Genomic DNA, 25,488 nt, shown 5'->3' with positions numbered 1-25,488 from the left:
TTGCAATGAGTCATTAGTAGGTACTAACCTCCGGATAAGCACAGCAAGAGCCAAATTTTTTTCGATTGCTGATCTGGTGTGCATAAACCCAGTTGAGTGATGGGTATGAAAGAAATGAAGAGGTTGAAACGCAGGAGCCAAGGGAGCAACAAGCAAAAGCACTTCCCAAGGTAAACAGCTTTTCCGCCTAAACACCATCTTTCAAGTTTTCCTTAATCACTTTTTCTGAGAGGTATCTAAAAATGGACACCAAAATCATACTGGATATGTGCCGACAAGTTAACTTCCCAACCAGTAAGCGGATCACTATCCTTGGTGCTGGAATTGCTGGTTTAGTTGCTGCCTATGAGCTAGAACGTATGGGTCATGAAGTAGATATTATGGAAGGCAGCCCACGAGTTGGCGGTCGAATTTGGACTCATCGTTTCAGTGACGACGAACAAGCGCCCTACGCAGAGCTGGGAGCAATGCGCATTCCTAAAGAACATCAGCACACACTACACTATGTCGAAGAATTGGGACTCGCTGACAAGTTGTGCAAATTTGTTACAGTCTTTGAAGAACACAACGCTTTCATGAACGTCGAAGGGAATATTTTCCGCATTAAGGACGCACCTCGTCTATTCCAACAGCGCTATCAAGGAATCTTTACTGATACTCGTTACAGTGAAAGAACAAGGCTTTTTGCAGCATGGCTGAAAACAATTGTCGATGCCATCTCCCCTGGCAATTTACGCGAAAGTTTAGACGCTGATCTAAAGTCACACTTAATGGATGAGTTGGAACGCTTGGATTTAGGCGCTTATTTTAGCTCTGATGGTGAGACTATTGACCTACAGTCATTTATTCGAGATAACCCTGGCTTTCGGGCTCGTTGCAGTAAAGCCTTAGATATGTTCCTTTCAGACATCGTCGTTGAGACTAGTCACGATTTATTACAGATCAAAGGGGGAATGGATCAAATTATCCAACGTCTGGTATCCTCTATCAAGGCTCCTATTAAGTGTAACCAAGAAATTGTAGCGCTACGGGTGCGTCAAGACTATACAGAAATTGATTGGGTAGAAAATGGACAGTTACATACCCGTCGATGCGACTATGTATTATGTACAATTCCCTTCTCAGTGCTGCGGAAGATGGAGTTAAGCGGGTTTGACAGCAGAAAAATGCATTCAATCCACGAAACGATCTACTGTCCTGCAACTAAGGTGGCATTCCACACCCAGCAGGCTTTCTGGGAAAAACACGGGATCAAAGGTGGTGCATCCTTTAGTGGTGAGGGAGTTCGCCAAACATATTATCCTTCTGTGAAATTCAACCCAAATAGTGGTAGTGTAATGTTAGCGAGCTACACTATTGGTGATGATGCTGACCGCTTAGGAAATATGTCTGAGCAACAGCGTCATGACTACGTCAAAAATATTGTCGGCAAAGTTCACCCCGAACTTCAAACTCCTAGTATGGTTGCGGACGTGGCTTCAATTGCTTGGGGTAACTACAAGTGGAGTGCCGGGGGATGCACAGTTCATTGGGGAGATAATATGTCGGATGAATCTAACCATAGCATTAATTACTTGGAAGCCGCTAGACCGCAAAACACTCTGTTCTTCGCTGGTGAACATTGCTCCAAATATCCGGCTTGGTTGCAAGGTTCGATAGAGTCTACACTTGAAGCTATTTACGATATCGTATCCCATAAACCTGCAACAGTGACCAAGTCTCCTTTTATCAGTGTAGAAAATGGTAAAACTTTCCAACAAAATCAAAATCGTCAGTCTGTTAAAGTTGCTTAATCATCTCAATTTGCCCCACAATCCTGTGTTTGTATTCTGGGGCAAATCAAAAAAGTTCCAGCGTCGCCAAGACTCACTCACACTTTACGAAGTCGTCGTTATTCGGGTTTTAGTAGTTCAATAATTAAGCTTTTCGGTAACTCCTGGGTCAGTTCTACAAAAGCGCAGATATTGCCTTCTAAGTATATAGTTCAGACAAGTGCATAAGTATATTCGCTCTCACTCTATATACTCCTAGTCAACTTATGGTTACCAACCCTAACTAATTTTTCGCTTTCTTGCCTTACTATGTATAAGTGTAAATATGAGTATATTAAATTTTCCTCGCCTACACTTCCAAGGTTTTGCCCGCATTCACGCACCTACAGGACATAAAAACGGTCTGGTTGACGTCGGTAGCAACATAGTTTATAAAGATGGTAAGCCATTTGACCACACCCTACCAGCATCCGAGTACCACGAATATCTTTATAATTTGGGTCCTCGGTTTAATGCCGAAGGGCAATTAGATGAAAATGGTTCTTTTAGTATGGCAATGGGGTGGGACTTTGGTGGCAATGGTCACTTCTCTATCGAAGCACAAATTGTTAGCACTCAACGAGAGTTTGGACACATTGACCAACAAGATCCAGTAGTAGGGTGCAGTGTTGATTTATGGGGTCATTATAACGATTACGTCAAAACTAGTTTCAATCGCGCTCGCTTCTTTGAATGTGACCCAGCTTCTAACTGGACTAATACAATCATGTTGGGTCAGCTGGGTTTTGGACGTCAAGGCGGTTCCCATGAAGTCCCCTATATGCTTTCTGCTCCCATCACAGGTATGCAGTTAGCCCGCTGGCAGGATTTCAACCACATTCGAGAATTACCGGAACACTGCCTTAACCATGAGTTTAAACGAGCTGCTGTTTATCAGTTTGCAATTCCTAAAGAATCTCAAGATTTTCTGTGGGGTGAAGAGGTTACCCAGTCGCCCACAGTATCGATGTTGCAAGAAGCAATGAACGAAGAGCATGTTTTGGGACTGGTGGTGCAATTTAGTATCAGTAATATGTCCGCTCCAGTTCAACCTGACTCCCCTTCTTTTTGGGAACTTCACGGCACTATTGGTTTATGGTGTAAAGAAGAACTTAGTACCTATCCTCACGGTCGGCTACTCACCCCCCGGTATACACTTCAAGAGGGTGAAGCTTCATCTAGACTGCTTTCCAACCTTACCCTACAAGTCACTTCTCAAGGTGTGAGTTTGAATATGATTACTGCAGTGCCTGGGGTAGGACGTGCCGTAAAGCCAGGACCAGTACCAACCCATAAGATAAATTCTAAGCTAGACCTTGGCAATTTGGAAGTGCGTACAACTAAGACTCAACGGTTGATAGCAAAGATCCCCAAGCAGGCATACCAACAACAGGCGCATCGTCTAACAAGTGGGATTGTAGATGTACCTTTAACGGAACAATTTGAAAATTTGCGCGATGAAATAGAACAGCAGGAATTATGCATTATCGGGACAACCCCTGACGGAGATCGGCAAATTCTGGTTCAAGAAGAAGAAATAAATCTCCAGACAGATGACGCTTGTCTGTTTGTCGAGTTTCCTAATTGGAAACAAGGTGAAGACTATGCAGTCGAGTTAGAGGTGCGGTCTTTTGTTCGAGGGCGTCCGGCAGCAGTGAAGGAGATTTACCTGCGCCAGTTCTACAATCCCAGAGCATTCCCGCAACTACGCTACACGTTTGAAGCACAAGAAGCCAATATCGGTAAGACTTTTCATTATCCCCGCAGTTCAGAGATGGAAATTGTCCACTTTAAGCCAGGGAAGCGAGAAGCTAAGGGAGACTTTGCTCCTACATGTGTTATTGCCACCAACTCTGAGGGGCGCGCCTGGGTAACCTTACGTGGTGCTAAACCGGGAACGACACGAGTACTGCTGTCCGCTCGATCTGACGAGCTTTTGTGTGATAAAGATTGCCTTAATGAAGCGGAAATTGCTTACGATAACAATGATCAACTAGGTTTTTGGTCTGGGGCTGGCTTTTTTGCAGTACGGGTGATGAGTGACGATTGGCATTTAGAAGATATTCCGGATGAAGCTGTAGATTTTGACCTTATATATAAACACATTCTTGCTTTCTACGAGTTTAGTTTCTCATTCATGAAAGTAGATGTCTTCAGTCTTGCTGACCAGTGCAAGGTTGAAACATACGCGCGACTGATGTGGCAGATGTCTGACCCTCGTAACAAATACAAGACCTACTATATGCCTCCATCACGAGATATGTCCCAACCCAAGACGGCGCTGTTGCGAAAGTTCCTGCAACATCAGCAGCGAGTCGGCTACGTTCCTCCTGCTACACCCGAAGCAAAGACCGCCCAGCGCACGATCCAAACTCGTGATGAATTGGTGAGTGCTCTGCAACAAGCGGCTGAATTAGAAGTGACTGTGATGCTGCAATACGTTTATGCAGCATACTCTATCCCCAATTACGTTACTGGATCTGAGTATGTACGTCGCGGTTTGTGGACTCCCGAACAGTTGCATTTAGCTTGTGGCGACGGTAAGGAAGTACATAATTACGGTATGCGCGGAGTGTTGCTGGAAATTTCCCGTGAGGAAATGATTCACTTTTTGATGGTCAATAATATATTGATGGCAATTGGGGAACCTTTCTACCCAGCAGTACCTAAGTTCGCCGAACTTAACCGTTGCTTTCCCATTGATGTAGATTTTGCCCTAGAACCATTCAACGTTGCATCCTTACAGCGCTTTATTCGCTTGGAAATGCCCGATTTCTTGGAAGAAAACCTTGCCAACGAGCCTATATCTGGAGATCCAACTATTGACCGTCTACACGGATATGGTTCGTTAAGTGAACTGTACTATCAGATTCGAGAGGGGTTGCAAACCATCACAGATCTGTTTGTGGTTAAAAAGGGTTCTGTTGGTGGAGAGCATCGTTTATTCTTGCGTGATGACTTTAATAAAGTTCACCCAGACTATCAGCTCCAAGTTGACGATCTAAATAGCGCACTCTTCGCCATCGACTTGATTGTTGAGCAGGGAGAAGGATGTAACGCTCAATCACCCAAATTTGAGCGTTCCCACTACCAGCAATTCTATCGTTTGGCAGATGCGCTTGCTAAAGAGCAGATGATAAATCCCCGGACGGGAGACAAATTGCCCTGGAACCCCTCCTACCCCGCCTTGCGTAACCCGTCACTCCACAACCGAGATTACAACACCAATGTCGTCACCGTCCCCCAAACCCGCGCGGTAATGGAGATATTTAATGAAAGTTATTTTCTGATGATGCAGCTAATGGTGCAGCACTTTGGTTTGATGCCTACTAGTAGCTTGCGACGCTCTAAGTTAATGAATGCTGGCATTGATGTGATGACTGGTATGATGCGTCCCCTAGGTGAGTTGCTGATGAGTATGCCCTCGGGCAAACGTGGTAAAACAGCAGGTCCATCGTTTGAGATTGCCTCACCTAGTTATATTCCCACACCTGAAGTGGCAATGAGTGCGATCGCTCGACGATTTCAGGGACTAGCAAATCGCTCTCGAGAGTGTGAAGTTATCCCCAGCAGTGTCTGTTCACTGTTCGATTTCTACGCGAGATTCTTTGAAGGCTTGGCTAATAATCCTCAGTCTTTGTTCCATTGAAATAGTTCTTTATTAATTAGAAGTTTGGGATAAACGACAAACAACTAGCACTAAACCCACAAACCCCAGGAAATAGCTATGAACGACATTCTTGAAACAGATGTATTAATAATTGGTGGCGGACCTGTTGGTCTAGCATTGGCCGTGGAGCTACGCTACCAAGGTATAGATTGCATCCTCATTGAGCAAACCGACGGCGAAGTTACTGACCCAAAAGTAAGTACAGTGGGGCCACGCTCAATGGAGTTTTGCCGCCGTTGGGGAATTGCTCAGCAAATACGCGATGCTGGCTGGCCTGCCAACCATACTCTAGATATTGCCTGGGTAACATCTGTTGGAGGGCACGAAATATACCGAGTCCACTTCCCATGTTATGCTGAGCGATCGCTCCCTGACTACTCCCCGGAGCTAGAGCAAGTATGTCCTCAAAATTGGTTTGCCCCGGTGTTCCTAAACCACCTAGGACAATATCCACAAGGATCACTTCGGCTTCTTTCTCGCTTAGATAGTTTTGAGCAAACCAATGATGGTGTAATCGCCCAGGTGACAAACCTGGAAAAAGAGTCGAAAGAAGTCATTCACGCCCGATACATGGTAGCATGCGACGGGGCTCGTAGTATGGTACGTAAAGCTTGTGGGGTTGAAGCTCCCACATTCCACTCCACCCAAGTATTTCAAAGTGTTGTTTTCAAGGCACCTGAACTAGCAAGTCAACTCGGATTACACAACGCAATGGTCTTTTATTTAGTCAACCCAACTATCCAAGAACCATTGCGAGCAGTAGATGGCAACTCATTGTATCGCTTAATTCTAAAACCGCAACAAGACGGTCAAATGCGCGACGCCAACGAAGCCATCCGTGCAGCTATATCAATCGATACCCCTATCGAAATTGTTTCCAATATGCAGTGGCGTCTAACCCACCGAGTTGCAGACCACTTCCGCTCAGGACGAGTCTTCTTCGTTGGCGACTCTGCCCATACACTCTCACCCTCTGGCGGATTCGGTATGAACACCGGGATTGGTGATGCAGTTGACCTAGGCTGGAAACTAGCCGCCACTCTCAAAGGCTGGGCTCCACCTGAATTGCTCAACACCTATGAAATTGAACGTCGCCCAATTGCAGTCCGAAACATGGAAGAGGCAAACGCCAACTTGCAACGCACGCAAAAACGCGCCATTCCACCAATCATTATGCAAGATTCCCCTGAAGGCGAACAACTTCGCTCTTCAATGGCTGAGGGTATGGAACGCAGTAACGTTAAACGCGAATTTGATGCGCCTGGGGTTCACTTTGGCTTTCGGTACGAATCTCCTGTCGTTATCCCCGACGAGGCTACACCCCCCGGCGACGATCCTCACCAGTGGAAGCAGAGTAGCTACCCTGGCTGTCGTGCACCCCACGCTTGGTTAGAACCTGGTAAATCGACCCTTGATTTATTCGGTCATGGGTTTGTGCTGATGTGCTTTGATTCTTCTTTACAGGAAGTAGAGTCATTTGTCAATGCTTGCCAACAAAAAAGAGTACCAATCATCAGCCAGCACAGTGAAAACCCTGAAATTGCCAAGCTTTACGAGCGTAGCTATGTTTTAGTACGACCTGATGGACACGTAGCTTGGAGAGGTAATACGCTACCTAAAGAACCAACAGCACTGATTGATCGAGTTAGAGGCTGCTTTTAATTGAACAGGGTGTAGGGGGTAGGGGCAAGAGTATAGGGATTCAAACCGAATCGCACTTATAGGGCGGGGTGTCCTCAAACTCCTACGATATTCCCTACACCCGAAACTTGCAACCCCACACCCAGGAGCGAAGCGACGATAACTCCTTTCCTTGCCCAAAAAGGGGAGGGCTGTAGACGCTAAGAACACCAAGAATAAGCTAAGTAGGTTTCACCCGCTCTCACTTGCGTCTACGTTTGTGTTCGTCTTCTAGAACTATTGCACAAATCTACTTGAGTTATGAAACTTTACTACGCCCCAGCATCATCATACTGCCAGCGAGTCCTCATCGCTTTGTATGAGAAAGAAGCTAACTTTACACCTATTTTAGTGAATCTTTTTGACCCGGAAACCCGGAAAAAGTATACGCAAATTAACTGCTTTGCTAAAATACCTACCTTGATTAGTGAAAAAGAAAATATTCTATTTGAGGCAAACATCATTATTGAGTACCTTGATCAAAAATTTCAAAATACACCCCGCCTCATTCCTGTTGACCAAGAACAAGCCTTAGAGGCGCGGATGTTGGAACGAATAATCGATGTATACATTAACGGTGGGAGAGAAATGCTGTTTGCTGATACCCAGCGTCCAGAACAAGAGCGAGGAAAAAAAGAAGTCGTCAAAGCAAAGAGATTATTGGAAACAGCGATCGCTCTACTTGATGAAAAACTGGCGAATCGTACTTGGTTAGCAGGCGAAGAGTTTACAATCGCGGACTGTGCTGCTGCTCCCACCCTTGCATACCTACGTATAGTTTACAACTACAAACACCTTCCTAACTTAACAAGTTACGTCAGGCGTTTGGAGTCCAGACCATCTGTAGCTCAAGTTCAAAGCGAGGGACGCGACCAGATGATGCAAATGCTTGCTGGATTACAATATCCCTTACAACTGGTGTCTTAAGAGAACCCTTGAGTATTCAAAAAATATACTATTTTTCATTGGAGTTGACAATGTCCATTTCTACAATGGAGAGATTAAATCCATTTTTGCCTGAAGTGATTTCAGAAGCTGTTGACTTAGAGGGGCTGATTAACCAACTGTGCGATCGCTGATTTGATGCGTTTGTGGTGGTGCTGCGCAATTGAGCTTACTGCATAAGTTCAATTCTCTGAACCCTATTTAGATATGATAAGATAACTATCTTAGATTTTCCTCGCCTACACTTCAAAAATTTCGCCCAGATTCACGCCCTAACAGGACACAAAAACGGTTTACTAGATATCACTAGCAAATTACGTTAGGTGTTTAGAGAAAAGACTATCTGTAGCGCGAGTTTTCAATGCCGGATGGAATCAGATGACACAGATGTTATCTACACTGCGTTTGTAAAGACACGATTCTGTTTATCTATAATTTTGTTGGAGATAAAAAATGTCTACTTCCACAATAGAAAGATTAAACCCATTTATACCTAAAGTTATACAAGACCCCTACAAGGTCTATGAACGCTATAGAGAACAAGATTCAGTTCATTGGGGGATTTCTTCAAATCCCCAGCTGCCAGGAGCTTGGTACATCTTCAAGTATGATGATGTTATGAAGGTGATGGAAGACCGCAGATTTGGGCGGGAATTCGTAAAACAAGAAGTGGAAACCACTCCTGTGCCGACAGCTTATGAAGCGTTTCTTGGTTTGGTTAGTAAGTGGATTGTCTTCCGGGAACCACCCGATCATACACGGCTCAAGTCACTGGCAAGCAAAGCATTTACTGCAAAGATTGTCGAAAACATCCGTCCTGCTATCTTCCACATCGCCGATAATCTGCTAGATAAAATCCAGAACCGTGGAGAGTTGGATTTGGTTGAAGAGTACGCTTTTCCTCTGCCAACCAAAGTAGTCGCCACTATGCTAGGTGCTGATCCAGAAGACTTGCCGTTATTCCGTCGATGGGCTCTTGCTATGCAACATGCCAGCGCCTCCCGCTTGACACCGCCACCGGAAGTCTATGAGCAGGCAAACCAAGCAGCTCAAGCATTTATTGACTATTTTACCCCTTTGATTACAGAACGACGTACCCAACCGCGAGAGGATTTGATCTCAGCACTCGTCAAGGCTGCTGATGAGGGCGACAAACTCAGCGACTTTGAGATCGTCGCTACTTGTACTCACCTGTTAACCGCAGGACACGAAACCACAATTAACTTGATTGCCAAGGGAACTTTGGCGTTGCTGCAAAACCCAGATGCACTTAATATGCTGCGATCGCACCCCGAGATGATTCCTCCTGCTGTAGAGGAGTTAATTCGCTACGATACCCCAATCCAGATGATTATTCGCTGGGCATACGCAGACATTGAAGTCGGTGGGAAGTTAATTCGACGTGGGGAAAGTGTGGGACTTATGCTTGGTTCTGCCAACCGAGATCCTGAGCGCTTCAAGAATCCGGATGTCCTAAATATACAGCGTGAAGACAACAAACACTGTGGCTTTGGCAGCGGTATCCATTTCTGCCTTGGGTCAGCGCTAGCCCGTGCCGAGGGACAAATCGCTTTGAATGTCCTACTTAACCGTTTACCTGAACTTCGTCTACTAGACGAGAAGATCGAATGGGCAAACAACATTGTATTTCATGGTCCCAATCACCTACATGTTGGCTTCCGAAAACCAGTAGGTATGTAATAGCTCTTAAGCACAAAAACCCCATTTCAAAAAAAACTTAGTCTTAAAGATAAAAAGGAGTCAGGAGTTAGAATACTCCACCAATAAAGGGATGGAGTTTAAATGAGGAAAAAAGTTTCATCTTTGTTTGCCTATAAGGGACGAGGTTTTAAACCAATATTCGTCCGCCCTTCGGGTTCAGCAATCGCTCATGGGGAAAACCCCTAAGACCCCGCTGCTTCAGCACTTGTACAGAATTCAGGATGAATCTGCAGAACTGGCTCCTCCTGAATTCTTCTTGATAAAATTCAATTCACAAACCGGGCACCTAAAAATCATCCCACAAAAAATAATCAATAAAGTGTAAATCATGAAAGTTATTAAAGGTTTAACCAAAGCTATTCTTTACGTAAAAGACATCCACGCCCAGGTAAGATTTTACCGTGACATGTTAGGACTTGAAATTAAACACCAAATAGGTTTAGAAAAAGAAAGTGAAAAGTACTGGGTAGAATTTGTAACAGGTGAATGCACTTTAGTATTGCATGGTAATGTGCAGAAGCAAGCAGGTACAGATAGACCCACACTCTTAGCATTTCACGTAGATGATATTGAAACAGCTCACAAAGAACTCACAGAACGCGGGGTTAAACTCAGTGCTATTCGTTCTCCTTCACCAGGATTACAAGTAGCTGAAGGTGCTGATCCTGAAGGAAATCCATTCACTATCGATTGCCAAAAATAAGAAGTTGCTGAGCAGAAGTATGAAACGAAAAAAAGGGGTATTTTAAAACTCTTTCCCTTCACGACGTCTGTTGTCACCTGGAAGACTTCTGCATACCCGTTACTGGCTCGCCTTTGGGTAAGGCGAATTCATCCCGTGAATAAAAAATAAAAAATAAAGTACATATCATGGAACAAAACTCTATTCAGCCTGAGAATAAAAGCTGCCCTCACCTTGGCGAAAAATACCAACCATTCGTCAATCCACAACTTGAAGATCCATATTCCTTCTATAAACTGACAAGACAACAAGAGCCACTATTTTATAGTCCACTGTTGAACAGCTATATTCTCACTACCTATGATGAAATCTTGAAAGTACTTAAAGATCCAGCAAAATTCTCATCAGCGGATACTCTAACTCCGGTAATCGAATCCACCCCAGAGACACAGGAAATCCTCAAACAAGGTTTTCCTCAAGTTCGTGATTTGCTTAATAGCGACGGCGAAGAACACAAACGCCTGCGTACTCCTTTCATGAAAGTGTTTGCACCAGAACGGCTTGAGGCTATGGAAGGATCAATTCACACTATTGCTAACAGGTTAGTAGACAGCTTTGTCAATGATGGTCATGCCGACATCATATCGCAATTTTCCTATCCCCTGCCCCTTGAAGCTATCCTCACAATGTATGGTATTGGCCCAGACAGGATGGCAGATCTCAAGAAGTGGTGCTATGACATGGATGAATTCATTTCGACACCAATGACGCCAGAACGTCAGCAAGAATGCGCTCGTAGTTTTGTAGCCATGCAACACTACGTTGCAAGCCTGATTGAGGAGCGGCGGCAAACACCTCAATTGGACTTAATTAGCGAGGTACTGTCCTCTGACCTAACCATGATAGAGTTAGTGAGTATTTTATGTGGGTTAATACAAGCAGGACATAGGACAACTTCCCATTTGATTGGAAATGCCCTTAAACACTTGCTAGAACATCCACAATTGTGGCGAGCTATTTGTGACCGCCCGTCACTCATTCCTATAGCTATTGAAGAAATACTGAGGTATGATGCTCCAGTCACATCTATGACTCGCACAACAACAGAGGAAGTTGAGCTAGCAGGAGTCATTTTACCTAAGGGTAGCCGAATCTATTTAATATATGGCTCTGCCAATCGGGATGAAAGTAAATATACCGATCCTGATATTCTTGATATAGAACGATTCAAAGATATAACCCCTAACCATCTTAGCTTTGGTCATGGTGTTCACCGCTGTATTGGTTCCAATTTCGCTCGCCGGGAAGCAAGGATTGCGTTGGAGATTTTATCTAAGCGGCTACCAAATCTACGACTCTGCCCCAACCAAGAAATCGTCCACTCCCCGAATATGATATCTCGTGGATACTCGCACCTAGAGGTAGAGTGGGATGTTGCGTGAGAGAAGTGTACCTACGATTTAAACTTCACCCTAGTAAATTATTGTTCAATGTTGATATAGGAGTAATAAATAAAATGGTTACCGACTTAATTCTCCAGGACGACTGGCATGTAGTAGCAGGCTCTCAAGACTTGCAATTAGGAAAAATCCTCAAGGTTTGTCTACTGGGGCAAGACATAGTACTGTGGCGTAGTAGTGACCAAGTCGTAGCTTGGGAAGATCGCTGTCCTCATCGAGGAGCGAGTCTGGCAGGGGGATGGATTGAGAACGATACTCTGGTTTGTCCCTATCACGGTCTTGCCTTTAATGGTCAAGGTAAATGTATAAAAATTCCGGCTCACCCAAATCAACTACCACCAGAACGGTCAAAGGCTTGTGTGCGACCATACCACGTTCAAGAGCGTTACGGTATGATCTGGGTTTGCCTGGGAACACCACAACATGATATACCTGCCTTTAGGGAGTGGGATGACCCGAACTATAATAAATTTTTCTTCACTGGTGCTCTCTATCGTTCTAGTGCTTTACGCGCCTTTGAGAACTTCATTGATATCAACCACGTTCCTTTTGTCCATGATGGAACCCTAGGTAACCCGGAATATGCTCAAACTGGTAACTATAAAGTAGAAGTTAAGCCAGATGGTATTCACATCCACGAAGCAGGTGCTTGGCAAGCTAGCCTGCAAATGACTGGAGAGGGAAACACTGACCGTGCGAACTTCCACATTTCGCGTCCCTTGACTGCGTGCTTGCGTAGGGGAACAGACCTTGAACGCATGACAATATTCTTTACAGTCTCCCCTACAGATGAGGAGAAGTGTTTCGCCTGGAGATGGATGTTACTCAACTATGAGGTTCCAGAAAAAGAGTTCAGGGATTTCACAGATACGATTATTCATCAAGATGTTGAGGCTGTAGAATCCCAGAAACCACACCGTCTACCCTTAGACCTACAAGCAGAGTATCATCTACCAAGCGATCGCGCCACTATTATTTACCGTAAGTGGCTCAAAACCAAGGGTGTAACTTTCGGTGCTATTTAGCTAGACAGCCCCACGAGATGCGCAACGCCCTAAGTAAATAAAAGTAACAGAGTGATAGAAAGGACTATAAAAGAGAGATAACACGGAGCAGAAGTAGTAACCCAAGTTGCTAGTTATGCATGTAGGCGATCGTAAGGGTCGATAAAGCAATAAAATCCCCTCCAGAAAGAAATGTAGGAGGGGAATATGTTCACTAAAATAATTACGATGATTTGGGTATTTCTGCCAAAAGTGGATGCTCCCAATTTGACTCTCTTTGATTTCAAATATTTTTAAATTTTTATTAATTCCTTTTAACTTCAAAAGTTATCGATACAGTTCCAGAATTTTAGTAACTTTATAATAAAAATGCAGAAAACTGGTGAGGGACGGGCGCACAGCGCCGTATTCATTAATTTAGGGGGGAGGAGGGCAGTTACTTTCATCTGAGAAACCCTAGTCGAGTACTGCTTCGTGAATGCTAGTTGTAGCAGGCGCGGTGCCGTAATATGATATGCTAATGCCTCTGAAGAGGACAAAAACCCACCTTTTCATGGCTTTTTATTGAACAGACAATTTATGAGATTTGATTCTCAAAAACAGAATTTTTTCTCCCGAATATTAATGGTGTTATTTGTCATTTTTGTAATTATAAAACTACAAAACAATCCTCCTATAATTCCAATTTTGGGATTTCATGGTATCATTGATACTAAAATACCAGCTTCTCAATTTGCTAAAGCAAGTCTTCACTATCCGAAAAAAGACTTAGAGAAACTTATAGAATATTTTATTGTTCATAATTATTGGTTCTTAACATCTCAAGAATTGTACGATTTTTTCTTAAAAAAATCAGAAAAAATTCCTGAAGAACATTTGCGGCAAAAGCCTATTTTAATCTCCTTTGATGATGGTTATAAAACTGTACATACAAATTTGCTACCTATTTTGTATAAGCTCGAAGAAAAATATGGTAGCAAAGTCAAAGTTGTTTTGTTTATCAATCCTGGAACTTTAGCGAGGGAGGGGAGTATTGATTCAACTCACTTACGATGCGAGGAATTAAGAGAAGGATTAGAAGCCGGATTTTACGATATTCAATCTCATGGAAAAAATCATAAAAAATTAACGAATCTTGCTACGACAAGGTTAGTTCAAGAACTATTAGAAGCCCAGACTGAATTAAGAGAATGTACAAAAGACCTAGATCCAGAACATCAAGTAGCGTCTCATCTCGCTTACCCTTATGGAGCTTACAATAAGCTAGTAAAATTCTATGCTTCTAAATATTATTTATCAGGCTATATGTACAATAATGAAATACTAAGTTACGAAAATTTGACTGACAATTACGAAATTCCTAGGCTACGGATTAACAGACAAACATCTGTTGGAGAATTGATAGAAATCGTTGAAAGTGCTTATTGAAGAAGAGGCAATAGTAATAGGAAAATTCTCGATGGGATTTCTATGCAACAAAACACTACTATCACTGTTGCCGATGGAAAACGTGTCTATCCCTTGGATGCACTGCGTGGATTTGCAATTTTAGCAATGGTCTTATCAGGCACTATAAGTTATAAGATTTTGCCACATTGGATGTATCATGCTCAGGAACCCCCACCTACCCATACTTTTCATCCTCACCTATCTGGTTTGACTTGGGTAGATGTTGTTTTTCCACTTTTCCTGTTTTCTATGGGATCTGCGATCCCCTTGGCATTATCTCACCGTGTTACTCAAGGATTCAACACGAAACAAATCATTTTACATATCCTCAAACGAGGTTTTTTGTTAGGAACATTTGCAATATTTCTTCAACATATTAGACCATTTACAATAAATCAAAACCCAACAACACAAACTTGGTGGATAGCTTTGCTGGGTTTTTTGATACTCTTTTGTATGTTTGTTCGGTTGCCTGTTAAGGTAAAATTGAAGCGCTACACAAGATGGATTACCTTGATTGGGACTTTAGCAGCAATTATCTTTGTCTCGCTTGTGAGATATTCAGATGGTAGAGGATTTTCGCTTTCTAGAAGCGATATTATCCTGATTGTCTTGACAAATATGGCTGTTTTTGGTTCGTTAATCTGGTTTTTTACTAAAAATAATTTGTTGTTGCGTGTCGGTTTATTAGGTGTATTGATTGCTTTGCGGTTATCAGCTACCGTTAAGGGCAGTTGGATTGCTGTGCTTTCGTCGGCGTCACCTATTCCCTGGATTTTCCAAATTGATTATTTGAAGTATTTGTTTATCGTTATTCCAGGAACAATTGCTGGTGATTCAATTCTAGTTTGGCAGCAAGCTTCACTAATAAATGAGGGCGATGAGGAGCTTAAATTAAGCTGGGATAAGCTGCGGTTTTATAGCATAATTACATTGATGTTGCTTATTTGTCTGGTTCTACTAATTGGCTTGCAAGCTCGATGGGTATGGCAAACAACGTTGATCATTGGGCTGCTTTGTTCAAGTAGCTGGTTTCTATTTATCAATCCGGTTCATCAAACGGAAAAGTTGCTCAAATCGTTCTACCAGTGGAGTGTTTACTGGTTATTACTGGGCTTACTCTTTGAACCATTTGAGGGTGGAATTAAAAAAGATCCCTCGACGTTGAGTTACTTCTTTGTTACCACTGCGATCGCGCTTCTTCTTTTGATTACTTTTATTATCCTCATAGATATCTTTAAACAGCAAAGAAATCTTCAACTTTTTATTGAAAATGGCCAAAATCCTATGATTCCCTATGTAGCGTTTGCCAATCTCGTCTGGCCTATTCTTCACTTAACTCAAATTGAACCATTTATTCTAGAATATACAAAGACCCCGTTACCAGGCTTTCTAAAAGGGGTTATTTATACATTATCGATTGCGTATATTGTGAGTTTATTTACAAAGCTTAAGCTCTTTTGGAAAACATAGGCGCTGCTAAATTTCTGCGCTGTCTCATCCAATACCTCTTGGTTAAGCAAAATTATGAAGTATTAATTAGGAAATTTTGCGACTCCTATTGTGCTATTTTTAGCATACAACGGAGAAACAATCTGCCAATTTGAAGCTTTTAAGGGAACTAAGCCATGATAAGAATTTTAAGGGTTAAGGAAAATGGTCAGTTTGGCACTACTACTTTCAAACAAGCTCCCATAGATTCAACTGATCCCAGACTAAAAGAAAGTGACAAGTATGTAGCGAAAGAAGGTGACCTATTTGCTTTCTTAAGTATTGATTATGATGGGACTGATAATCAAGGTGTTCGACATAGAGATCACTGGAAAGTCACTTTTAAAAGACGACTTCAGCCGAAGCAGGGCGAAGCTAAGCAAACCTGGTTTGTGTTTAGAGCGCATGTAGAAGAATTAGAAGCTAGCGTTGTAAACGATTAGCTTTAAGGCATCCCAATTAAAAAGAATATTATGTAGTGCGGGCATCTTTCCCGAGTTATGTAAATGGATCGCCATGCCCGCACTACAATTTAAACATTCGGGATGCTCTATCACAGTTATTTTTATGACACCTGTTAGCAATCCAAAAGCCCCTCCTTGGAGTAGATTATGGTTAATTATTGGACTATTTATACTTGTAGGAGTGTTTGAGTTTTCTACTCCACCAGAGTATGTGTTTGGTTACCTTTTTATAGGTCCTATTCTACTAGCAAATACGCATTTGAGTCGAGTTTCAAGGCTGCGGCTGACTCTTCTTGCTTGTTTTGTCACGGTTTTAGATGCTTGGGTTTCAGACTTCTATAGTGTAAAAATTTCTACTATTGCTAATAGAATTATTGTAATATTCGCTTTGCTCGTCACAAATTTTCTTAGCACTCGTAACCGTCTCTATCAAGAAGAACTCTCGCAACAAACAGCAAAACTTCAAGCACAAGAGAAGCTAGCCAGCGTGCGAGAAGATTTTGCCTCAACCCTAACGCATGATCTGAAAACTCCTTTGTTAGGTGCAATTGAAACTTTGCACGCGTTTGCACGAGAAGATTTTGGTTCTGTTCTTTTTGCCCAAAAGAAAGTTTTAGCTACCATGATTCGCAGCCACCAAAACAGTTTACAAATGGTTGAAACCCTTTTGGATGTATATCGTAATGATATTGAAGGGTTAAAGCTTCACTTAGAACCTGTGGATTTGGTTGCGATCGCGCAAGAAGTTGCAGCAACGTTAACCGATCTCGCATCCAGTCGCCGTGTTTACATTTCGTTCAATTATGGAGAATCAGAGTTTCGTAAGTTTCTCTGGGTTTATGGTGATGTTTTCCAACTTCAGCGAGTCTTTACCAATCTCCTGACTAATGCCATTAACCACTCACCCAGAGGTGGTAGAATAGAAGTCGCATTAGAATCCCGTTTTTCTGAGCAGATTGTCAAAGTTATCGACTCGGGATCAGGTATTAGGTTGGAAGAGCTACCTCATCTATTTGAACGGTTTTACCAAGGGCAGAGCGATCGACAAGCAAAAGGCTCAGGATTAGGGCTTTACTTATCTCGCCAAATTATTGAAGCTCATGGCGGTAAAATATGGGCTGAGAACCTTACTCCTAACGGTGCAATTTTTGGGTTTAGTTTGCCTGCACTAGAGCGCTAGAATTAGGGTACATGTAGTAATTAATTAGCAATGGAAGTTCTAAAATAATGCTAGCTGAAAAGCTACGAATTCTATTAGTTGAGGACGATGAACTCTTTCGGCTTGGTTTGCGTGTTAGACTGCAACAAGAAACAGAGCTAGAGATTGTTGCTGAGGCTGAAGATGGTGAGACAGCGGTGGAATTGGCGAATCAGCACCAAGTAGATATCGTGTTGTTAGATGTGGGTTTACCCGGAATTGGTGGGATCGAAGCCTGTCGTCAAATAAAACAACAGCATCCAAAATTACCAGTTTTAATTTTGACGTCTCGTTTTCAACAATCCCTAATTGCGAGACTAATTGAAGCAGGCGCTCAAGGCTACTGCTTAAAAGGAATTGCTGCACAAAACCTGATTTTAGCAGTCCGTTCTGTTGCAGCCGGAGCTTCATGGTGGGATCAAACTGCAACAACAGAGATTAGAGCAGCTTTTGATAAGGGAAGCAGTAGTATAAACTCATCTAACTCTGCCGAAATAGCACATGAATTAACTAACCCATTGACGCAGCGTGAATTAGAGATTTTAGAACTGCTAGCGGACGGTAAGACAAATCAAGAAATTGCCGAGATTCTTCACATTGTCTCTGGTACAGTTAGGGTACATGTCCATACAATTTTGCAAAAGCTCAAGGTACATGATCGTACTCAAGCTGTGGTTGTAGCAATGAAGAAAAAGTTAATTGCTCCAAACCCGTTGGAGTAATTAAAACAGTGAACAGTCAACAGTTATCAGTGTTCAAGGTATATGGTGCAATGATAACTGATAATTGATAACTGATAACTGATATACATATGCATGGACTCGCTTTGGAATGGCAAGAAGCTGATCAAATCAGAACCCAAAAAATATTTGTTAGAAACAATAATCTATATCCTAATATTGTTCGTCTAGGTCGCCAGGTAGATTGTGATATTGTCTTTAGTGAGTATGATTTGAAAATTTCTCGGCGACATGCAGAAATATTTTTTAAATTACAAGACAGTAATTTCTACTTGCGCAAAATACCACAAGCTACTCGTTCTCCAGTTATTGACAATAAAGTACTATATAGTGGCGAAGCAATATTAAAACAAGGTTGTATGATTATGTTAGGACAAACTATAATTAATATCATTCGAGTTTTTAGTCCTTCTGAAGCTAGTTTAATTTGCTCAAATATTCAATGCCCAAACCCTAATAAAAATCGTGTTGTAAATGCAAAATATTTACTCTCTGGTTGCCCTTGGTGTGGCATATCTCTAGCAGAGGCAGAAACATTTTATCCTCAAGGGTTTTATATTCGACCTATTGATTTGTAGTCATACCATAACTCTAATTTAACTTTTTTTGTTATTGCCTGCATCATTATTTCTAATAAAAGCAAATCAACCACATTTTTGCCTGAGTTTATTAGTAAACAAAAAAATGGTAAAAAAGTTGAAATAGAGGAAATCTCAGTTGTTGTTTGATGATAAATTTTTAATATATCACTCAAAGTACTTGTCAAGCTAATTGAAATAAATATATATAAACAAATAGTCAGTAAACGCATTTTTTGTACAAAAAAGGTCAAATTGCCGCTTTCTCCCTTAAATCTACGAGCAAATGTAGATAGAGTATCCCAAATTCCCCAAAATGAGATAGGAAATAAGTATCTGAAAACTGCTCCTATCGGTGTAATAGGGTAATCATAAAAAATATTTTTTAAATCAGCATGAAACCGATAAATCCAAACAAAAAATATAGTTTTTTCAATAAAGAAAATAACATATTTAAATGTATCCAAAAAATCTTTTGATAATCCTATTAATGAAGTAAAAACGTCAACACTATCAAATCCTATCATCACCAAAAGCAAGGATATTAATAGTTTACTAATGGCTAGAGATTTTAAGTTAGTAGGATTATGCCATTGAATGACTTTTTGTTTGCGAGTTGGGCGTTCTACTTGTTGTCGTCGTAGATGTTCTACTCTTTCTCTTGCTTTTGCTTTTGTTTTGTGGTGCTGGCGTTCTATTTCTTGTCGCTGTTTCTCAAAAAAGTTTAACGCTATTCGCCACCAATATTCAACACTTTTAGGTCTATTTTCTACTTTCAGTTGCAATGCTGCAGTTATCATACTCAACCAAGGCTCATCTACTCCTTGGGGACGCCAGCGATCATTTGGATAACGATTTAATGATGATGGGGGTAGCTTTCCAGTCAGCATTTCATACAGCATCATTCCCATTTCAAATAAATCGCTTTCTGCGCCTACAGGCTTTCCTCTAATGAGTTCTGGTGGTGCATAATCAGGAGTAAAAGCACGAGCAGTTTTTGTTCCTAATCCTTGTCGGGATGCTCCAAAATCTACTAATACCAGACGTCCTTCTGGTGTTAACATGATATTATCAGGTTTTATATCTAAGTGATAAATTCCTTTTTGATGTATGGTAGTTAACGCATCAACTAAAGAGTTCATCAGTACTTTTACTTTTCGTGGCTCAAGCCGTTTACTTGGCTGTGCATCTAATTCTTCTCGAAGGGTATTACCTGTAATTATCTCCATTACCAGGTAAGCTGTTCCTCTTTCTTCAAAAAAATTCTCTACCCGCACAACATTGGGATGATTTAGTTGTGCTAAATTTCTTCCTTCTTGCAAAAACAGTGTGATCCCGTGTTTATACCCTTCTTGTTTATCAGGTGGTATTATAAGTTCTCCTGTAACTCTATTTCGGAAAGCATGGTTACGAGGATAAAATTCCTTGATTGCTATTGTTTTCTCTAGCAAGATGTGAATTGCTTGATAAGTAATACCGAAACTACCCCTACCTAAAGCATAATCAATTCGATAAGTACCACCTTGTAACAAGGTACCGTGCGGCAGAAAATCTCCCATTAGCTTAGGCAAGTTAGCTCCACAACTAGGACAGATTTCTGTGTTTAATGCTATACCTTTCTGATGGCAGTTTAGACATCGCATAGTTTTTCTATAGAGTTTCGGCAAATCATCCGAGTTGTTAATATTTCAAGCCTTAAACAATTAGTAGAGTCTTATATTTTTTGTGCAACACTAATAAGAATTACGGATTAACACAGGTTTAATCGTGTGCTAGAAGTTATCCCAGGTTACTGAGTTAGACTTAAGGTTAAAGACTAACTTTCTTCTCCTCTCCTATTAATAGGTGTCAGATCTAATTAACTTATGCACTTAGGATATCAAAATGAAAAAACCGTAACAGATCGCTCGCAGGTTGGATGTCCCGTACATTAACTTTTATGCTTATAGATAACAACTCCACTTGATTAGCAAAACAAGGTAATAAGCAATAGGCAGTTAATTTCTCATGAATAAATTAGTTTTCTATCTTTATTTTAAACTATTATTTGATATAACTATATTCTTGTAGTTTAAGTTTTCGTATGATTGCCTGTGTAATTGTTTTTACTAATAGCAAATCGACTAAATTTGTACTTACGTTAATTAATACTTCAAAAAAATACAAAAAAGGTGATATCTCTAATAATTTCGACGTGGTTGTTGGATTTATATATTTCAATAAATTGTTATTACTAAATAAATAAATTGTAAAAAATATCGATATCAATACATATGAATAAATAGTAAGTATTCGGATTTTCTCTGCTATATCAGTTAAACTAACAGCTTCGTTCTGCAATCTGTTAGCAAATGTAGATAAAGTATTCCAAATGCCCCATAAAAATATGGGAAATAGGTACCGGAAAACTGCTCCTATAGGTGTAATAGGGTAATCATAAAAAATATTTTTTAAATCGGTGTGGAGGCGGTATATCCAAATAAAAAATGTAACTCTTTGGATGAATAAAATAAGATATTCCAGGATATCTAAATAATCTCTAGGTAGTCCTATTAATAAAGTAACCACATCAATACTCTTAAATCCTATCATTACCAAAATCAAGGATATTAATATTTCACTAATAGCTACAGACTTTAAGTTAATATAATTAGACCGTTGAGTTGATTTTTTTTGATACTCTACTCTTTCTCTTTTCTTTTCTTGCTGAATTTGGTGTTCTGCATATCGTCTTTGCTGTTCTTCAAAAATTTCTTCTGCTTCGGATAACTGTTCAGTATCTGCTACTCTTGATGAAGTTTTGCTTTCGCCTAAATTTGCTGACACTAGCTTAGTACCACATTCAATACAAAAGTTGACGGAATCGTTACTTGAAGCTCCACAATAACTGCAATACTTCATATTTTTTTATTTTTTTGAAGAATAATGCCAACTTTAAGTATAAATTCTTAGCATATATATAGATGCATACATTTTATGTATAAAAATCAAGAAACACTAAGTTATGGGGCCAATAATTTGTGATATAATTTGAGTCTTTTTAGAGGGGTGTCAACCAATATTTAACACCTCTAACTACTTTATCTTTAAAACCAAACTCGACTAATTTTTCTTGAGGTTGACCAACAAAAGTCCAGTGCGGTACATCATTTTCTACCGTCTGAAACCAGCCATTGCGATTTAAGGCTTGTTTCTGTGCTGGATTTGAGACACGTAAATCAATTGCTAATCCCCATAGATGTTGTGACGCTCCAGGTGGTGCAACTAAACCAAGTATATCAGTACTTTTACCTTGACGTACTTTTTCTAAGGTTGAGTTATTAGCGTATTTGTGCCAAAATCTAGTATTAGTTTCAAAGGTGCGGGTACAATCACTAGGCCCGTAGCCAGATTTGAGAGGAATTGCTACTTGCGATCGCGCCTTATTTAAAGCTTCAGCAGCATGCTGTTGTAAATAGCAGTCATTGGTGTTATCAACCTTACCCATGACTAACGTGTATTGAAACTCTTTTGTTTCTTCCTCGTTAGCAAAGATAACTTTTGGTGGCAATTTAATATCAGGTTCTTTATTAACAAATGCAGCACCATATGCACGTAACAAAGTGTATTCAAAACTACCAGGCTGAGGAATTGTTGATAAGTTAGACTTAATGATGACCAAAAAGCGCTCTTGATTACTCAATAATGGATTAAGCTTTGGTGGAGGGATTGGAGTATTTACTGCGCCTGGTTGAGTAATATTCTCGCACGGCTCATTTCTCGCCGACGAGCTAGTGAGCGAGCAATCTTGAACCTGTTCGTTTTTGGTACTAAGTTGCTGACGATTTATTTCATAGACAATAATTATAGCAGAAGCTATCAAGCCAACAATACAAATAAAAAGAATTTTCTTTAGATGCTTTTCGATTGGTAGATTTATATTTAAAAAACGCATTTCGCACGCACCTGATACATCAATATCACTATTAAAGTCAAAACAAATCCTGTGGTGCAAGCTTTTTACCTATTTCAAGCTAAAATTGAAAAAACTCAAACCTTGCTGACTTTCTGACCTGTCAGCACCCCGACCTTAAGGTGCGGGGCTTCTCCCAAGGGGAGACGCTTACGCGTAGTTTACTTCCCCGAAGGGGTACGAGCCTCCCCTTTAGGAATTAGCTGACCCGTCTAAGTGCTTTGCGCACTACGTTATTGGAAAGCGTTAAAGTTCCTACCTACAGATACGTTCGCGCAAGCGTCTCCCCTTGGGAGAAGCCAGTCTGTAGTCCTAGAACCAGATGGTTAAACAGGTTTACCGGGTTAAGCCAGTGCTGTTTGGAGAGTACCGACCAATAACATTGACAAGGCTAACATCACCCCATCCATGGGAGGCTCGTTTGAGCAAAACCGTTATGCGTACAGGGCGAAAAACTTGAAATGGTAATTGTCCCATTGAAAGTACAACACAAGAGTACACCGAGTCGAGTAGCCCCAAGGCGTTAATGGTAAATAAAAGCCCCAAGGTGGTAATAGTAAATAAAAAATGTAAAGCCGTCCTACAAGGACGGGGTTTCAGACCCAAGGATTTTGATGGCCATGCACAATTCTGTTGAATTCCAAGACGCTTTTGAAGTGATCGTCGTCGGTGCAGGTCACTCAGGTTGTGAAGCAGCTCTCGCCGCAGCACGTCTTGGATGTCGTACCCTACTATTAACACTTAACTTAGATAAAATTGCCTGGCAACCTTGTAATCCAGCAGTGGGCGGTCCTGCAAAATCTCAGTTGACTCATGAGGTTGATGCACTTGGCGGGGAAATCGGTAAGATGGCAGACCGTACCTACCTGCAAAAGCGCATTCTTAACTCTTCGCGGGGACCTGCAGTTTGGGCGTTGCGTGCTCAAACTGATAAGCGGGAGTACGCAGCAGTTATGAAGACGATTGTCGAGAACCAAGAAAACTTGACAATCCGAGAAGGAATGGTAACAGACTTGGTACTGGGTAATAACGATGAAGTCATTGGGGTTGAAACATACTTCGGTGTAGCCTTTGAGTGCAAAGCTGTCATCCTAACAACGGGTACGTTTTTGGGAGGACGGATTTGGGTTGGCAAAAAGTCAATGGAAGCGGGACGCGCTGGAGAATTTGCTGCTGTGGGTTTGACAGAAACCTTGAATCGCCTTGGTTTTGAAACAGGAAGACTCAAGACAGGAACACCAGCACGGGTAGACAAGCGTTCGGTAGACTACAGCAAAATGGCAGAACAGCCAGGAGATGAACAAGTAAGTTGGTTTAGCTTTGATCCTGAAGTTTGGGTAGAACGGGAACAGATGCCTTGTTATATTACCCGTACAACAGCCGAAACTCATCGCCTCATTCAGGAAAATTTGCACCTGTCACCAGTCTATGGTGGTTGGGTAGATGCTAAGGGACCGCGTTATTGTCCGAGTATTGAAGATAAGATTGTGCGTTTTGCGGATAAGGAAAGCCACCAAATTTTTATTGAACCAGAAGGGCGGGATATTCCAGAGCTTTATATCCAAGGATTTTCCACAGGTTTGCCAGAAAACTTGCAAATTCAAATGCTGCGAACTCTTCCTGGACTGGAAAAATGTGAAATGCTCCGCCCAGCTTATGCTGTCGAGTATGATTATTTACCTGCAACTCAGTGTTATCCCACGATGATGACGAAGAAAATTGCTGGGCTATTCTGTGCAGGACAAATTAACGGCACAACAGGTTATGAAGAAGCCGCAGCACAAGGACTTGTTGCAGGAATTAATGCGGCTCGCTTTGCGAATAATCAAGAGATGATTATTTTCTCGCGTGAAGAAAGTTACATCGGTACACTGCTCGATGATTTGTGTACGAAAGACTTACGCGAGCCATATCGTATGCTCACTAGCAGGTCAGAATATCGGCTAATATTACGATCTGATAATGCAGACCAGCGCTTAACACCATTAGGACGAGAAATTGGGTTAATTAATGACCGTCGTTGGGAGTTGTTTAGTCGCAAACAGAATAATATTGCGGCTGAAAAAGAGCGGTTGTATGGAACTAGGGTGAAAGAAAACGATGAGAAGGGAATTGCGATCGCGTCCGATACCCAACAAGCCATCAAAGGCTCTATTACCCTAGCCGATTTACTCCGGCGTCCAGGATTTCATTACGTTGATCTTGAAAGATACGGATTGGGAAATCTGAGTCTTGAGAAATCAGAGAAAGAAGGCGCAGAGATCGACATTAAATATTCTGGTTATCTTCAAAGACAGCAAAATCAGATTGATCAGATTGCTCGTCAGGCGAACCGTCAATTACCAGCGGACTTGAACTATGCAGCAATTGATACCCTTTCTAAAGAAGCACGAGACAAATTAACTAAAGTCAAACCGCTTACTATTGGTCAAGCAGCACGTATCGGTGGAGTAAACCCAGCCGACATAAACGCTTTACTGATCTATTTAGAAATGCGTAAAAACAAGACGCAGTCAGAGATTCCAGCGTTAGCTTAAACCAAACTTCATGAAGGATGAGTATAGTAGTAAGGTAAAACATAAAGAGACTGGTATGATAGTTAACAAGATTTTATAAACGGGCATCTTCAGCAGCTTCTGCAT

The 25,488-nt window shown here is 41.4% G+C and carries 18 protein-coding genes; 15 read left to right on the top strand and 3 right to left on the bottom strand.

Features of this window, described 5'->3' with window-relative positions; genetic code table 11:
- Window positions 1-242: 242 nt before the first annotated feature.
- The 14 genes from G4P69_RS05720 (at window position 243) to G4P69_RS05650 (ending at window position 18,894) form a co-directional block, all read left to right on the top strand.
- Window positions 243-1,793: a flavin monoamine oxidase family protein gene (locus tag G4P69_RS05720; RefSeq protein ID WP_208339243.1), complete on the top strand. Its 1,551-nt coding sequence runs from the start codon at window positions 243-245 to the stop codon at window positions 1,791-1,793.
- 304 nt (window positions 1,794-2,097) lie between these two features.
- Entirely contained in the window at window positions 2,098-5,460 is a 3,363-nt protein-coding gene (locus G4P69_RS05715) for a ferritin-like domain-containing protein (RefSeq protein ID WP_208339244.1), read from the top strand.
- Window positions 5,461-5,538: 78 nt separating this feature from the next.
- Complete coding sequence (locus G4P69_RS05710) at window positions 5,539-7,143, top strand: FAD-dependent monooxygenase (protein ID WP_208339245.1); 1,605 nt, start codon at window positions 5,539-5,541, stop codon at window positions 7,141-7,143.
- Window positions 7,144-7,422: 279 nt separating this feature from the next.
- Window positions 7,423-8,088, top strand: coding sequence for a glutathione S-transferase family protein (locus G4P69_RS05705; RefSeq protein ID WP_208339246.1), 666 nt, complete (start codon window positions 7,423-7,425; stop codon window positions 8,086-8,088).
- 471 nt (window positions 8,089-8,559) lie between these two features.
- Window positions 8,560-9,807, top strand: a complete 1,248-nt coding sequence (locus G4P69_RS05700) for a cytochrome P450 (RefSeq protein ID WP_208339247.1) — start codon at window positions 8,560-8,562, stop codon at window positions 9,805-9,807.
- Between the two features lie 349 nt (window positions 9,808-10,156).
- Window positions 10,157-10,531 (top strand): VOC family protein, encoded by a 375-nt coding sequence (locus tag G4P69_RS05695; protein ID WP_208339248.1) that lies wholly within the window; start codon window positions 10,157-10,159, stop codon window positions 10,529-10,531.
- Between the two features lie 167 nt (window positions 10,532-10,698).
- The gene (locus G4P69_RS05690; RefSeq protein WP_243902141.1) at window positions 10,699-11,952 is read left to right on the top strand and encodes a cytochrome P450; all 1,254 of its coding nucleotides are present in this window, start codon (window positions 10,699-10,701) and stop codon (window positions 11,950-11,952) included.
- Between the two features lie 74 nt (window positions 11,953-12,026).
- Window positions 12,027-12,995, top strand: a complete 969-nt coding sequence (locus G4P69_RS39015; RefSeq protein ID WP_243902142.1) for an aromatic ring-hydroxylating dioxygenase subunit alpha — start codon at window positions 12,027-12,029, stop codon at window positions 12,993-12,995.
- A 558-nt stretch (window positions 12,996-13,553) separates the two neighbouring features.
- On the top strand, window positions 13,554-14,402 hold the full coding sequence (locus G4P69_RS05675; RefSeq protein WP_208339249.1) for a polysaccharide deacetylase family protein: 849 nt from the start codon (window positions 13,554-13,556) through the stop codon (window positions 14,400-14,402).
- Between the two features lie 42 nt (window positions 14,403-14,444).
- Entirely contained in the window at window positions 14,445-15,896 is a 1,452-nt protein-coding gene (locus G4P69_RS05670; RefSeq protein WP_208339250.1) for a DUF5009 domain-containing protein, read from the top strand.
- Window positions 15,897-16,051: 155 nt separating this feature from the next.
- Window positions 16,052-16,357 (top strand): hypothetical protein, encoded by a 306-nt coding sequence (locus G4P69_RS05665; RefSeq protein WP_208339251.1) that lies wholly within the window; start codon window positions 16,052-16,054, stop codon window positions 16,355-16,357.
- 124 nt (window positions 16,358-16,481) lie between these two features.
- The gene (locus tag G4P69_RS05660; RefSeq protein WP_208339252.1) at window positions 16,482-17,558 is read left to right on the top strand and encodes a sensor histidine kinase; all 1,077 of its coding nucleotides are present in this window, start codon (window positions 16,482-16,484) and stop codon (window positions 17,556-17,558) included.
- Window positions 17,559-17,605: 47 nt separating this feature from the next.
- Window positions 17,606-18,298, top strand: a complete 693-nt coding sequence (locus tag G4P69_RS05655) for a response regulator transcription factor (protein WP_208339253.1) — start codon at window positions 17,606-17,608, stop codon at window positions 18,296-18,298.
- 89 nt (window positions 18,299-18,387) lie between these two features.
- A complete protein-coding gene (locus G4P69_RS05650) occupies window positions 18,388-18,894 on the top strand; it encodes an FHA domain-containing protein (protein ID WP_208339254.1) in 507 nt (168 codons plus the stop codon).
- Here G4P69_RS05650 and G4P69_RS05645 read toward each other — a convergent pair.
- The 3 genes from G4P69_RS05645 to G4P69_RS05635 all read right to left on the bottom strand — a co-directional run bounded on the left by G4P69_RS05645 (window position 18,870) and on the right by G4P69_RS05635 (window position 22,828).
- On the bottom strand, window positions 18,870-20,426 hold the full coding sequence (locus G4P69_RS05645) for a serine/threonine protein kinase (RefSeq protein ID WP_208348749.1): 1,557 nt from the start codon (window positions 20,424-20,426) through the stop codon (window positions 18,870-18,872). The genes G4P69_RS05650 and G4P69_RS05645 overlap by 25 nt on opposite strands.
- 511 nt (window positions 20,427-20,937) lie before the next feature.
- Complete coding sequence (locus tag G4P69_RS05640; RefSeq protein ID WP_243902144.1) at window positions 20,938-21,720, bottom strand: hypothetical protein; 783 nt, start codon at window positions 21,718-21,720, stop codon at window positions 20,938-20,940.
- A gap of 214 nt (window positions 21,721-21,934) precedes the next feature.
- Complete coding sequence (locus tag G4P69_RS05635; protein WP_208339257.1) at window positions 21,935-22,828, bottom strand: D-alanyl-D-alanine carboxypeptidase family protein; 894 nt, start codon at window positions 22,826-22,828, stop codon at window positions 21,935-21,937.
- Between the two features lie 632 nt (window positions 22,829-23,460).
- Between G4P69_RS05635 and mnmG the strand changes: the two genes are divergently transcribed.
- Window positions 23,461-25,383, top strand: a complete 1,923-nt coding sequence (gene mnmG, locus G4P69_RS05630; RefSeq protein ID WP_208339302.1) for a tRNA uridine-5-carboxymethylaminomethyl(34) synthesis enzyme MnmG — start codon at window positions 23,461-23,463, stop codon at window positions 25,381-25,383.
- Window positions 25,384-25,488 lie beyond the last annotated feature (105 nt).

Source organism: Aetokthonos hydrillicola CCALA 1050 (assembly GCF_017591665.1).
Taxonomy (GTDB): domain Bacteria; phylum Cyanobacteriota; class Cyanobacteriia; order Cyanobacteriales; family Nostocaceae; genus Aetokthonos; species Aetokthonos hydrillicola.
This window is presented reverse-complemented; position numbering and strand designations above follow the sequence as displayed.